At 68.2% G+C, this 13,428-nt stretch carries 11 protein-coding genes and 1 tRNA gene; all 12 read left to right on the forward strand.

Annotated features, from left to right (window positions below):
* The first annotated feature begins 2 nt into the window (after nt 1-2).
* Complete coding sequence (locus FQY83_RS00985) at nt 3-653, forward strand: NADH-quinone oxidoreductase subunit J (protein ID WP_146384281.1); 651 nt, start codon at nt 3-5, stop codon at nt 651-653.
* Entirely contained in the window at nt 653-976 is a 324-nt protein-coding gene (gene nuoK / locus FQY83_RS00990; protein WP_146384284.1) for an NADH-quinone oxidoreductase subunit NuoK, read from the forward strand. The genes FQY83_RS00985 and nuoK overlap by 1 nt, the downstream gene beginning before the upstream one ends.
* Before the next feature lie 13 nt (nt 977-989).
* Nucleotides 990-3,050: an NADH-quinone oxidoreductase subunit L gene (gene nuoL, locus FQY83_RS00995; protein WP_146384286.1), complete on the forward strand. Its 2,061-nt coding sequence runs from the start codon at nt 990-992 to the stop codon at nt 3,048-3,050.
* 4 nt (nt 3,051-3,054) lie between these two features.
* Nucleotides 3,055-4,566 carry an NADH-quinone oxidoreductase subunit M gene (locus tag FQY83_RS01000; protein WP_146384288.1) on the forward strand — a complete coding sequence of 504 codons (1,512 nt, stop codon included), beginning with the start codon at nt 3,055-3,057 and terminating at the stop codon, nt 4,564-4,566.
* 25 nt (nt 4,567-4,591) lie between these two features.
* Nucleotides 4,592-6,040 carry an NADH-quinone oxidoreductase subunit NuoN gene (nuoN, locus tag FQY83_RS01005; protein ID WP_146384290.1) on the forward strand — a complete coding sequence of 483 codons (1,449 nt, stop codon included), beginning with the start codon at nt 4,592-4,594 and terminating at the stop codon, nt 6,038-6,040.
* A 186-nt stretch (nt 6,041-6,226) separates the two neighbouring features.
* Nucleotides 6,227-6,303 (forward strand) — tRNA-Met (locus tag FQY83_RS01010).
* A 190-nt stretch (nt 6,304-6,493) separates the two neighbouring features.
* The gene (rimP, locus tag FQY83_RS01015; protein WP_146384292.1) at nt 6,494-7,075 is read left to right on the forward strand and encodes a ribosome maturation factor RimP; all 582 of its coding nucleotides are present in this window, start codon (nt 6,494-6,496) and stop codon (nt 7,073-7,075) included.
* Between the two features lie 111 nt (nt 7,076-7,186).
* Nucleotides 7,187-8,698 (forward strand): transcription termination factor NusA, encoded by a 1,512-nt coding sequence (nusA, locus tag FQY83_RS01020; protein WP_146384294.1) that lies wholly within the window; start codon nt 7,187-7,189, stop codon nt 8,696-8,698.
* 130 nt (nt 8,699-8,828) lie between these two features.
* A complete protein-coding gene (gene infB / locus FQY83_RS01025; protein WP_192906653.1) occupies nt 8,829-11,426 on the forward strand; it encodes a translation initiation factor IF-2 in 2,598 nt (865 codons plus the stop codon).
* A 125-nt stretch (nt 11,427-11,551) separates the two neighbouring features.
* The gene (gene rbfA / locus FQY83_RS01030) at nt 11,552-11,911 is read left to right on the forward strand and encodes a 30S ribosome-binding factor RbfA (RefSeq protein ID WP_146384298.1); all 360 of its coding nucleotides are present in this window, start codon (nt 11,552-11,554) and stop codon (nt 11,909-11,911) included.
* 72 nt (nt 11,912-11,983) lie between these two features.
* Nucleotides 11,984-12,961, forward strand: a complete 978-nt coding sequence (gene truB, locus FQY83_RS01035) for a tRNA pseudouridine(55) synthase TruB (RefSeq protein WP_146384300.1) — start codon at nt 11,984-11,986, stop codon at nt 12,959-12,961.
* Between the two features lie 166 nt (nt 12,962-13,127).
* The gene (rpsO, locus tag FQY83_RS01040; protein WP_146384302.1) at nt 13,128-13,388 is read left to right on the forward strand and encodes a 30S ribosomal protein S15; all 261 of its coding nucleotides are present in this window, start codon (nt 13,128-13,130) and stop codon (nt 13,386-13,388) included.
* The last annotated feature ends 40 nt before the right edge of the window (nt 13,389-13,428 follow it).

The raw sequence follows: 13,428 nt of genomic DNA on the forward strand, positions 1-13,428 counted from the left end.
CCATGGATTTCGCACTGCTCGCCTTCCTCGCCTTCGCCGCCGTGACCGTGATGTCCGCCGGCGCGGTGATCAGCGTCAAGAACCCGGTGCACGCCGCGCTGTTCCTGGTGCTGACCTTCTTCACCGTGGCCTGCACCTGGATCCTCGCCGGCGCCGAGTTCCTCGGCGTGGCCCTGATCCTGGTCTACGTCGGCGCGGTGATGGTGCTGTTCCTGTTCGTGGTGATGATGCTCGACATCGACGTCGTGCCGCTGCGCGAGGGCTACGTGCGCTACCTGCCCGTCGGCCTGCTGGTGGCGGTGGTGATGCTGGTCGAGATGCTGGTCCTGATCGGCATCAAGGCGCGCACCGTGCCGTTCGGCGTCGACCCGGCCGAGGCCGCGGGCACCGGCAACGTGAGCTGGCTCGCGCGCCGGCTGTTCACCGATTTCCTGCTGCCGTTCGAGGTCGCCGCGCTGATCCTGACCGTGGCCGTGATCGCCGCGGTGACGCTGACGCTGCGCCGCCGCGAGGGCACCAAGCACCAGAACCCCGGCGCGCAGGCGCGGGTGAAGGCCAGGGACCGGTTCCGCATGGTCAGCATGCAGGCCGAGAAGCCGGTGTCCGAGCCGCAGCCCGCGGAGCCGGCCGCCGGTGAAGGGGAGGCGAAATGATGGACCTGTTCGGCCAGGGCCTGTCGCTGGGCCATTACCTCGCGCTCGGCGCCGCGCTGTTCTGCATCAGCGTCGCGGGCATCTTCCTCAACCGCAAGAACGTCATCATCCTGCTGATGTCGATCGAGCTGATGCTGCTCGCGGTCAACACCAACTTCATCGCGTTCTCGCGCCACTTCGGCGACGAGGCGGGGCAGATCTTCGTGTTCTTCATCCTCACCGTGGCCGCGGCCGAGGCCGCGATCGGCCTGGCGATCCTGGTCACGCTGTTCCGCAACCGGCGCACGATCAACGTCGCCGAAATCGACACGCTGAAGGGCTGAGCAGATGCCGGGTATGGAAGTCGCCATCTCCAAGACGATGCTGCTGGCGATCGTGCTGGCGCCGCTGCTGGGCGCGATCGTCGCCGGGTTCTTCGGCCGCCAGGTCGGTCGCGCGGGTTCGCACGTGGTCACGATCCTCGGCGTCGCGGTCAGCTGTGCGCTGTCGTCGTACGTGTTGTACCAGCTGGTCGTGCAGGGCGCGGCGCCGTTCAACCAGAACGTCTACACCTTCTTCGAGGTCGGCCAGTACTCGGCGCACGTCGGCTTCATGATCGACAAGCTCACCGCGATGATGATGGTCGTGGTGACCTTCGTATCGCTGCTGGTGCACGTCTACACCATCGGCTACATGGCCGAGGACCCCGGCTACCAGCGCTTCTTCAGCTACATCAGCCTGTTCACCTTCTCGATGCTGATGCTGGTGATGTCCAACAACTTCCTGCAGCTGTTCTTCGGCTGGGAAGCGGTGGGCCTGGTGTCGTACCTGCTGATCGGCTTCTGGTTCAAGCGCCCGACCGCGGTGTTCGCCAACCTCAAGGCCTTCCTGGTCAACCGCGTCGGCGACTTCGGCTTCCTGCTCGGCATCGCCGCGGTGCTGTGGTACTTCGAGACGCTGGACTACGCGACCGTGTTCGCGAACGCGGGCGACGTGCTCGAGGGCCGCGTGATCGAGGTGTTCGCCGGCCACGAGTGGTCGGTCGCCACCATGATCTGCATCTGCCTGTTCATCGGTGCGATGGGCAAGTCGGCGCAGGTGCCGCTGCACGTCTGGCTGCCGGACTCGATGGAAGGCCCGACCCCGATCTCGGCGCTGATCCACGCCGCGACGATGGTCACCGCCGGCATCTTCATGGTCGCGCGCATGTCCCCGGTCTTCGAGCTGAGCGTGACCGCGCTCAACTTCGTGCTGTTCATCGGCGCCACGACCGCGTTCTTCACCGGCCTGATCGGCATGGTGCAGAACGACATCAAGCGCGTGGTCGCGTATTCGACGCTGTCGCAGCTGGGCTACATGACCGTGGCGCTGGGCGTCTCGGCGTACTCGGCGGCGGTGTACCACCTGATGACCCACGCCTTCTTCAAGGCGCTGCTGTTCCTGGCGGCGGGCAGCGTGATCATCGGCATGCACCACGAGCAGGACATGCGCCGCATGGGTGGCCTGCGCAAGTACATGCCGATCACCTTCTGGACCAGCGTGATCGGCACGCTGGCGCTGATCGGCACGCCGTTCTTCAGCGGTTTCTACTCGAAGGACACGATCATCGAGGCGGCCAAGCTTGGCGCCGAGCGCGGCGGCTGGATCGGCAGCTATGCCTACTGGGCGGTGCTGCTGGGCGCGTTCGTGACCTCGTTCTACAGCTTCCGCCTGCTGTACATGACCTATTTCGGCAAGGAGCGCTTCCGCGAGGTCGCGCACGACGACCACGGGCACGGCCACGACGATCACGGCCACCATGGCGTCCACGAGCCGCACGAGTCGCCGTGGGTGGTGACCCTGCCCCTGATCCTGCTGGCGATTCCGTCGATCGCGGTCGGCTTCTTCACTGTCGGCCCGATGCTGTTCGGCACCGACGTCGGCGGCCACCACGAGGCGACGCCGTTCTTCGCCGGCGCGATCGAGGTGCTGGCGCAGCACGACGTGATGGTGCAGCTGAAGGAAGCACTGTGGCATGGCCCGGTCGCCTTCGCGCTGCACGGCTTCATGGCGCCGGCGTTCTGGCTGGTGCTGGCGGGCTTCGCGCTCGCGACCGTGATGTACCTGTGGAAGCCGGAGCTGCCGGCCAAGGTGGCGCACGCGCTGCGCCTGCCGATCCGCGTGCTCGAGAACAAGTACGGCATGGACGACCTGTGGATCAAGGGCTTCGCCGGCGGCAGCCTGCTCCTCGGCAAGGGCTCGCGCGAGGTCGACTCGCGGCTGATCGACGGCGTGTTCGTCAACGGCGCGGCGAAGCTCGTCGATTTCGCCGCCGGCGTCGTGCGCCGCCTGCAGACCGGATACCTCTACCACTACGCGTTCGCGATGATCGTCGGCCTGATCGTGCTGCTGGCCGTGCTGATCCGCCATTGGACCTGACCCCGTGCAGAACTGGCCCCTCCTCAGTCTCCTGATCTGGCTGCCGATCCTCGGCGGCGCCCTGGTGCTCGCGCTGGGCGACAAGCGCCCGCAGGCCGCGCGCTGGGTGTCGCTGGCGATCGCGCTGGCGGTGTTCGCGCTCAGCATCCCGCTGTTCACCGGCTTCGATTACGCCGCCACGGGGCTGCAGTTCCTCGAGCGCCGCGCCTGGATCCCGGCCTACGACATCCAGTATCACCTCGGCGCCGACGGCATCTCGGTGGCGCTGATCATCCTGACCACGCTGACCACGGCGCTGGTGCTGGTCGGCGCCTGGACCGCGATCGACAAGCGCGTGAACCAGTACTACGCGGCGATGCTGGTGCTCGAAGGCCTGATGATCGGCGTGTTCTCGGCGGTCGACGCGCTGCTGTTCTATGTGTTCTTCGAAGGCATGCTGATCCCGATGTTCATCATCATCGGCGTCTGGGGCGGCCCGCGGCGCGTGTACGCGTCGATCAAGTTCTTTTTGTACACCTTCCTCGGCTCGGTGTTCATGCTGGTCGGGCTGGTCTACCTGTACCTGAAGGCGGGCAGCTGGCAGCTGCCGGACCTGTACGCGCTGCCGCTGTCGTCGAAGGAACAGATGTGGCTGTTCTTCGCCTTCCTCGCGGCGTTCGCGGTCAAGGTGCCGATGTTCCCGGTGCACACCTGGCTGCCGGATGCGCACGTCGAGGCGCCGACCGGCGGTTCGGTGATCCTGGCCGCGATCATGCTCAAGATCGGCGGCTACGGCTTCCTGCGCTTCAGCCTGCCGATCACGCCTGACGCCGGCCACGAGTGGGCCTGGCTGGTGATCGCGCTGTCGCTGATCGCGGTGGTCTACGTCGGCCTGGTGGCGCTGGTGCAGGAGGACATGAAGAAGCTCATCGCGTACTCCTCGGTGTCGCACATGGGCTTCGTGACGCTGGGCATCTTCATCGCCTTCGCGCTGATCCGCGATGCGAACAGCGTCGACGCCGCGCGCCTGGGCCTGCAGGGCGCGATGGTGCAGATGATCTCGCACGGCTTCATCTCCGGCGCGATGTTCTCCTGCGTCGGCGTGCTCTACGACCGCATGCACACGCGCATGATCAAGGACTACGGTGGCGTCGCCAACGTGATGCCGTGGTTCACCTTCTTCATGGTGCTGTTCGCGATGGCGAACTCCGGCCTGCCGGGCACCTCGGGCTTCGTCGGCGAGTTCATGGTGATCCTGGCCAGCTTCCAGCAGCACCCGCTGATCGCGTTCGCCGCCGCGCTGACCCTGATCATCGGCGCCGGCTACACGCTGTGGCTGGTCAAGCGCGTGATGTTCGGCGAGGTGGCCAATGCCCACGTCGCCGAGCTGGAGGACATCAACTACCGGGAGTGGATCGTGCTCGGCACGTTCGCCGCCGGCACGCTGCTGATCGGCGTGTGGCCGAAGCCGCTGACCGACCTGATGGAACCGGCCATCGCGCAGCTCGCGAGTCAGCTCGCCATGAGCAAGCTTTGAGGACCTGCACGCGATGACCGCCGCAATGATGACGCCCCCCGTCCGATCCTTCGCCGAACTCGCGCCGCTGGCGCCCGAGCTGGTCGTGGTGTTCGGCGCGTTCGCGCTGCTGATGCTGGACCTGTTCCTCGACGATCGCCGCCGCGTGCTCACCCACGCGCTCGCGATCGCCACCCTGCTGGTCGCCGCGGCGATGCTGTGGTTCGACGTGGGCGGGCAGGGCTCCACGCTGTCGGGCATGTTCGTGCGCGACGAGGGCGCCGACGTGCTGAAGCTGGCGCTGCTGGTCGTGAGCGCGGTGGCGCTGGCCTACGTCTGGCCGTTCCTGCGCGAGCGCGGCCTGTACAAGGGCGAGGTCGCGGTGCTGGTCCTGTTCTCGGTGGCCGGCATGATGCTGCTGGTCTCGGCCGGCAGCCTGACCATGGTCTACGTCGGCCTGGAGTTGCTGGCGCTGTGCTCGTACGCGCTGGTCGCGACCGACCGCGAGAGCCCGCTCGCCTCCGAGGCGGCGATGAAGTACTTCGTGCTCGGCTCGCTGGCCTCGGGCCTGCTGCTGTACGGCATGACGCTGGTCTACGGCGCGACCGGCACGCTCGACCTAGTCGCGATCCGCGACGCCGCCTTCGGCATCCAGGGCGAGGACCGCACCCTGCTGCTCACCGGCACCGTGTTCGTGGTGGTCGGCATCGCCTTCAAGTTCGGCGCCGCGCCGTTCCACATGTGGCTGCCCGACACCTACCACGGCGCGCCGACCCCGATCACGCTGTTCATCGGCTCGGCGCCGAAGATCGCCGCGTTCGGGATGACGTGGCGCCTGCTGGAGGTCGCGCTCGGCCCGGCCTACGAGCAGACCCAGTTCCTGCTCGCCGCGCTCGCGGCGCTGTCGCTGGCAGTGGGCAATCTGTTCGCGATCGCGCAGGCCAACCTCAAGCGCATGCTGGCCTACTCGACGGTCTCGCACGTGGGTTTCCTGTTCCTCGGCCTGGCCTCGGGCGGCAGCGAGGGCTATGCGGCGGCGATGTTCTACGCGATCAGCTACGCGATCATGTCGGCGGCCGCGTTCGGCGCCATCGTGATGCTGGCGCGCAACGGCTTCGAAGCGGACCGCATCGACGATTTCAAGGGCCTGGCCGCGCGCAGCCCGTGGATGGCGGGCATGGTGCTGCTGGTCATGGCCTCGCTGGCCGGCATCCCGCCGCTGCTCGGGTTCTGGGCCAAGCTCGCGGTGCTGCGCGCCGCGCTCGAGGGCGACCTGCTGTGGCTGGCGATCGTCGGCATCGTGTTCGCGGTGATCGGCGCGTTCTACTACCTGCGCGTGATCAAGGTGATGTACTTCGACCCGCCGTCGGGCGAGTCGATCCGCGTGCGCACCGGCGCGCTGCAGGCGGTGTTCTCGGTCAACGCGCTGGCGCTGCTCGGGCTCGGCCTGTTCTGGAACCCGCTGATGGCGTGGTGCCAGCAGGCGTTCGCCTGACGTCCCCGCAACCGTGGGAGCGCCTTCAGGCGCGATGCTTTTCATTCCGCTGCAAGCCATGGACACGAAAAGCAGCGCGCCTGAAGGCGCTCCCACCGTCTTCGGCGGGAGAGCGGGCGGCGTTCAGCCCCGACGGACGCCGGGGGTTGTCAAAACCGGTGCGCGTCCGCATAATTCCGCGTCTGCTGCGGGGTGGAGCAGTCTGGCAGCTCGTCGGGCTCATAACCCGAAGGTCGCAGGTTCAAATCCTGCCCCCGCTACCAGTTTCACCGGGTCGTCGAAGGCGCTGAAGCCTTTCCACGGATGCCGGGAAACCGGGCTTCATCGAGGTCACTGCTTGCCTCGATGCCGAAATCCAGCCGGACCGGCTGGACATTCAGGACAAGGGGCCCATCGGGCCCCTTGTTGTTTTCGACGTTTCGATTTTCGAAGGGTTTGGGACACGGTACGGACGTGACGGACAAGGCGACGCAAATAGCGGCACTGCTCGCGCCCACGGTGGAATCGCTGGGGCTGCAGCTGCTCGGCACCGAATACCTGCCCTCGCCGGGCGGTGCGGTGCTGCGCCTGTACATCGACGTGCCCGATGCCGAGCTCGACGCGCGCCACGTCACGATCGAGGACTGCGAGGCGGTCAGCCGCGAGGTGTCGGCCCGGCTCGACGTCGAGGATCCGATTTCCGGCAACTACACGCTGGAAGTGTCCTCGCCGGGCGTGGACCGGCCGCTGTTCGCGCCGGCGCAGTTCGCGCGCTTCGCCGGCGAGCGCGCCAAGGTCGGGCTGAAGCTGCCGCAGGACGGGCGCCGCCGGCTGACGGGCACGATCGTGTCGGTCGAAGGCGATGCCATCGTGTTCGATGTCGACGGCCAGCCGTTCACGGTGGCGGCGGACAACATCGACAAGGCCCGGCTGGTGCCGGACTGGGCCGCCCTCGGGCTCGCGCCCGCCCGCGATGCCGCGGGTGGCGATGCGCGTCCCGGGAAGGCGAGGCGCAAGGCGGCGGCGAAGAAGCCTTCGCGGTCCCGCCAAAACTAGGGTTTTCGATGCCGCGTCGCGCGTTTGCGCCGGCGGGGCGAGGTGGAGCCGGGCGGATGCGCCCGGCGTGGATGAACGGATCAAGCCGGTTTTCAGAGGTCTGACGAGAAGATGAGCAAAGAACTGTTGTTGGTGGTGGACGCGGTCGCCAACGAGAAGGGGGTGCCGGAAGCGGTGATCCTCGAGGCGATCGAGGCCGCGCTGGCCACCGCCGCGAAGAAGCGCTATGCCGAGCAGGACGTGCTCACGCGCGTGTCGATCGATCCCAAGGACGGCAGCTACGAGACCTTCCGCCGCTGGGAAGTGGTCGCCGACGACGTGGTGATGGAGTCGCCCGACCGCCAGATCCGGATGATGGACGCGGTCGACGAGGTCGAGGGCGTGGAGATCGGCGACTACATCGAGGAGCAGATCGAGAACGTCGACTTCGGCCGCATCGCCGCGCAGGCCGCCAAGCAGGTGATCGTGCAGCGCGTGCGCGAGGCCGAGCGCCAGCAGGTGGTCGACGCATGGAAGGACCGCATCGGCGAACTGGTGACCGGCGTGGTCAAGCGCGTGGAGCGCGGCAACGTCTACGTCGACCTGGGCGGGAATGCGGAAGCCTTCATCCCCAAGGACAAGGCGATCCCGCGCGACATCGTGCGCGCCGGCGACCGCATCCGCGGCTACCTGTTCGACGTGCGCAGCGAGCCGCGCGGCCCGCAGCTGTTCATCAGCCGCGCCGCGCCCGAATTCATGATGGAACTGTTCAAGCTCGAGGTGCCGGAAGTCGGCCAGGGCCTGGTCGAGATCAAGGCCTGCGCGCGCGATCCTGGCGACCGCGCCAAGATCGCCGTGGTCGCCTACGACAACCGCACCGACCCGATCGGCGCCTGCATCGGCATGCGCGGTTCGCGCGTGCAGGCGGTGAGCAATGAACTGAACGGCGAGCGCGTGGACATCGTGCTGTGGTCGGACAATCCGGCGCAGTTCGTGATCAATGCGATGGCGCCGGCCGAGGTGCAGTCGATCGTGGTCGACGAGGACAAGCACTCGATGGACCTCGCGGTGGCGGAAGACAAGCTGGCGCAGGCGATCGGCAAGGGCGGCCAGAACGTGCGCCTGGCCAGCCGCCTGTCGGGCTGGCAGCTCAACGTGATGACCCAGGACCAGGTGGCGGCGAAGTCGGAGGCCGAGCAGGCCGCGGCGCGCCAGCTGTTCCAGGAGAAGCTCGAGGTCGACGAGGAAATCGCCGGCATCCTGGTCGCCGAAGGCTTCAACACGGTCGAGGAAATCGCCTACGTGCCGGTCGGCGAGCTGCTGGCGGTCGAGGGCTTCGACGAGGACATCGTCGAGGAACTGCGCGCCCGCGCCCGCGACGCGCTGCTCAACGACGCGCTCGCGGTCGAGGAGGAACTCGACGAGCACGCGCCCGCCGAGGACCTGCTCGCGCTGGAAGGCATGGACGACGAGACCGCGTATGCGCTGGCCTCGCATGGCGTGCGCACGAGCGAGGACCTGTCCGACCTCGGCGCCGACGAAGTGGTCGAATTCGGCATCGAGGGCCTGGACGAGGCGCGCGCCGCCGCGCTGATCCTGGCCGCCCGCGCCGAGGAAATCGCCCGCCTGGAGCGTGGCGAGTGAGCGCCACGGTGACACGCCCGGAGCACGGCGCATGATCTCGCGATGAACGCCGCCCTGCACCGATCAGGGCTTAGAATCCGCGCTTCCCTTGCTCTGCGCGAGGGGGCGCCAAACAGAGCATAGGATCCGAATGTCGCAACAAACCACCATCCGCAAGCTTGCCGCCCTGGTCAATACGCCGGTGGAGAAGCTGCTCGAGCAGTTGTCCGAAGCGGGCATGGCGTTCAACGACCCCGACCAGGTCGTCACCAGCACCGAGAAGGTCAAGCTGCTCGGCTTCCTGCGCCGCACCCACGGCAAGGCCGACAAGCCGGCCGAGGACGCGGTCGCGCCGAAGAAGATCACGCTAAACCGCACGCGTAAGCAGGAAATCACCGTCGGCGGCGGCAAGAACAAGGCCACCGTCGACGTGGTGGTGCGCAAGAAGGTCACCCTGGTCAAGCCGAGCGAGGCCGACAAGGCCGCGCCGGCGCCGGTGAACGACGAGCAGGCGGAGATCCTGCGCAAGCTCGAGGAATCGCGCCAGCGCAACCTGTCCGAGCAGCAGCGCCTGGCCGAAGAGGACAAGCGCCGCGCCGAGGAGGCCGAGCGCCAGCGCCAGGCAGAAGCGGATGCCGAGCGCCTGCGCAAGGAAGCGGAGCTCGCGGCCGCCGCGGTGCCCGAGGACGAGGCCGCCACCACTGCCCGCAAGGCGGGCAGCCATGGCCACGGCCATCCCAAGCCGGCGGCGCCGCGCAGCGAAGAACGCGGCACCGGGCCCAAGCACAAGGGCAACCGCGGCTCGCACGTCATGGTCGCGGGCGTCGAGGACGACGACAGCACGGCGCGTTTCGCCGGCCAGTTGCACCTGTCCGCCTCCGAGCGCGCGCGCCGCACCAGTTCGCGCGGCAAGCCCAAGGCCCGTCGCCACGTCGAGCAGTCGCGCAGCGGCGCCGGCCCGCACGGCTTCGAGCGCCCGACCGCGCCGGTCGTGCGCGAAGTCGCGATCGGCGAGGCGATCACCGTGGCCGACCTCGCACAAAAGCTCGCGCTCAAGGGCGGCGACGTGGTCAAGGCGCTGTTCAAGATGGGCGTCATGGCGACCATCACCCAGAGCATCGACCATGACACCGCGGTGCTGGTGGTCGAGGAACTCGGCCACAAGGCCGTCGCCGCCGAAAGCAACGACGCCGAATCCGAGCTGCTGGCGCACGCCGGGGAAGTGCAGGGCGAGAAGGTCGCACGTCCGCCGGTGGTCACGATCATGGGTCACGTCGACCACGGCAAGACCTCGCTGCTGGACTACATCCGCCGCACCAAGGTCGCCACCGGTGAGGCCGGCGGCATCACCCAGCATATCGGCGCCTACCACGTCGAGACCGGCAAGGGCGTCATCAGCTTCCTCGACACCCCGGGCCACGCCGCCTTCACCTCGATGCGCGCGCGCGGAGCAAAGCTGACCGACATCGTGGTGCTGGTGGTCGCGGCCGACGACGGCGTGATGCCGCAGACGATCGAGGCGATCCAGCACGCGAAGGCGGCGAAGGTGCCGCTGATCGTGGCGATCAACAAGGTCGACAAGTCCGACGCCGACCCGGGCCGGATCAAGAACGAACTGCTGGCGCAGGACATCGTGGCCGAGGATTTCGGCGGCGACACCCAGATGGTCGAGCTGTCGGCGAAGACCGGGCAGGGCGTCGACGACCTGCTCGACGCGATCTCGCTGCAGGCCGAAGTGCTCGAACTGCGCGCAGTGGCCGAAGGCCGCGCCACGGGCACGGTCATCGAATCCTCGCTCGACAAGGGCCGTGGCCCGGTGGCGACGGTGCTGGTGCAGCAGGGCCTGCTTTCGAGGGGCGACTACCTCGTGTGCGGCGTGCAGTACGGCCGCGTGCGCGCGCTGTTCGACGAAACCGGTTCGCAGGTGCAGTCGGCGGGCCCGTCGATCCCGGTGCAGGTGCTGGGCCTGTCGGGCGTGCCCGATGCCGGCGACGACTTCGTCGTGGTCGAGGACGAGCGCCTGGCCAAGGACGTCGCGCAGCAGCGCGAGGCCAAGCGGCGCGAGTCGCGCCTGGTCGCGCAGGCCGGCAACCGCATGGAGGACATCATGGCCCAGATGGGCCAGGGAGAGGCGCAGCAGCAGCTCAACCTGGTCATCAAGGCCGACGTGCAGGGTTCGGTGGAGGCGCTGCGGCAGGCGCTCACCGCGCTGTCGAACGAGCAGATCCGCATCCACGTGATCGTCTCGGGCGTCGGCGGCATCACCGAGTCCGACGCCAACGCCGCCGCGACCGCGAAGGCCACGATCATCGGCTTCAACGTCCGCGCCGACGCCTCCGCGCGCAAGGTGATCGAGGGCAACGGCCTGGACCTGCGCTACTTCTCGATCATCTACGACGTGATCGACCAGGTGAAGCAGGTGGCTTCGGGCCTGCTGGGCGTGGAGATCCGCGAGGAGATCATCGGCATCGCCGAGGTCCGCGACGTGTTCCGCAGCTCGAAGTTCGGCGCGGTCGCCGGCTGCATGGTGGTCGAGGGCGTGGTCAAGCGCGCCAAGCCGATCCGCGTGCTGCGCGACAACACGGTGGTCTTCGAGGGCGAGCTGGAATCGCTGCGCCGCTTCAAGGAGAACGTCGACGAAGTGCGCAACGGCACCGAGTGCGGCATCGGCGTGAAGGCCTACAACGACGTGCAGCCGGGCGACCAGATCGAGTGCTTCGAGCGCATCGAGGTGCAGCGGACGCTGTAGGCGTCCGCCGTGATTCGTGAATTGGTGATTGGTGATTCGTGAAAGCGGATCACGGGTCCAGTTGCGAACCACGGGATCGGAAAGATTTTTCGAATCACCAATCACGAATACCAACCACCAATCACGTGTCCACCAAATCCTTCCACCGAACCGACCGCGTCTCCGCCCAGCTCCGCCGCGAGCTGGGCACGCTCGTGCGCGCGGCGGTGGCCGAGCACGGGCTGCCGTCGGTCAGCGTGTCCGACGTCGAGGTGACGCGCGACATGGCGCATGCCAAGGTGTTCGTCACCGCGCTGCAGGCCGAGCGCGCCGCCGAGGCGATGAAGGGGCTGAAGGCGGTGGCGCCGGAGATCCGCTTCCGCCTCGCGCGCGCGGTGAAGATGCGGCACGTGCCCGAGTTGCATTTCCACTACGACGACTCGGTCGACCGCGGCGAGCGCATCGACAACCTGCTCCGCGATCTGCCCGACCTGGACAACCCATAGGGCGGACCTCGGCCCGCCGCCCGGACGCGATCGATGGAGGCGGGGCCAGCCCCGCCCTATACAATCCCGGCGATGACCGCACGCCCGCGCACGAAGTTCAGGAAGCTCGATGGCATCGTGCTGCTCGACAAACCGCGCGGGCTGAGTTCGAACCAGGCGCTGCAGCGGGTGCGCCACCTGTTCCGCGCGGAGAAGGGCGGGCACACCGGCAGCCTCGATCCGCTGGCCACCGGCCTGCTGCCGGTCTGCTTCGGCGAGGCGACCAAGATCGCCGGCGGGCTGCTCGGCGCGCGCAAGGCCTACGACACCGTGGCGCGGCTGGGCATCGTCACCGATACCGATGACGCCGAAGGCCAGCCGCTGCGCGAGCGGCCGGTGCCGCCGCTGCGCATTCCGCGCATCGACGAGGCGCTGCGCGCGCTCAGCGGCCGCATCCGCCAGCGCCCGCCGATCTACTCCGCGCTCAAGCGCGGCGGCGAGCCGCTGTACGCCAAGGCGCGCCGCGGCGAGGTGGTGGAGGTCGACGAGCGCGAGATTGACGTGCACGAATTCGCCCTGCAGTCGGCCGCCGACCTGCTCGACGACCTGCACGGTGTGCCGCCGCAGCTGCGCCTGCACGTCGAATGCGGCTCGGGCACCTACGTGCGCGCGCTGGTGCGCGACCTCGGCGAGGCGCTGGGCTGCGGCGCCCATGTCGCCGAACTGCGGCGGCTGTGGGTGGATCCGTTCCGCGATCCGAAGATGTGGACGCTGGAGGAACTGCAGGCGCTGGCCGAACGCGGCGACCGCAGCCTGCTGGCCTGCCTGCTGCCGCTGGAGCGGGGCATGGCCTCGTGGCCGCCGGTCGAACTCGACGAGGCCCAGGCCCGGCGCCTGGGCCGGGGGCAGGCGGTGGACGGGGCCTTCCATCCGCCGGGCCGCGTCGCGGTGTTCGGGCCCGACGGGCGGGCGCTGGGGCTGGGCGAGGTGGCCGAGGGTCGCCTGCGGCCGCAGCGGTTGTTCAGCTGGGCCTGCGCCCAGGCCGATGCCGCGCGCCGACCTTGTCCGTGACCCCGGAAGGGGCTACAATTCCGCGGCTTTTTCAAGCACTTCCGTTCGTTCCCCCGGGGGCGTCCGCTCCGGACCTTCCCGACCATCCATGACGAACCGTGCGGTACGCCGCCTGCGTCGACGACGCGGCGACGGAATCTGCGGGTTTCGCGACTACGAGGCAACCATGTCCATCGACAACAGCAAGATCATCGAAGAACACGCACGCGGCGCCAACGACACCGGCTCGCCGGAAGTCCAGGTGGCCCTGCTCACCGCGCGCATCGTGCACCTGACCGAACACTTCAAGACGCACAAGAAGGATCACCACAGCCGGCGCGGCCTGCTGCAGATGGTCAACCGCCGCCGCAGCCTGCTCGACTACCTGCACCGGAAGGACGCGGAGCGTTACAAGGCCCTGATCGAGAAACTCGGCCTGCGTCGATAAGCTGAACCACCGCCGCGGCGCAGCGATGCGCCGCGGCTTC

Source organism: Luteimonas marina (genome assembly GCF_007859325.1).
Taxonomy (GTDB): domain Bacteria; phylum Pseudomonadota; class Gammaproteobacteria; order Xanthomonadales; family Xanthomonadaceae; genus Luteimonas; species Luteimonas marina.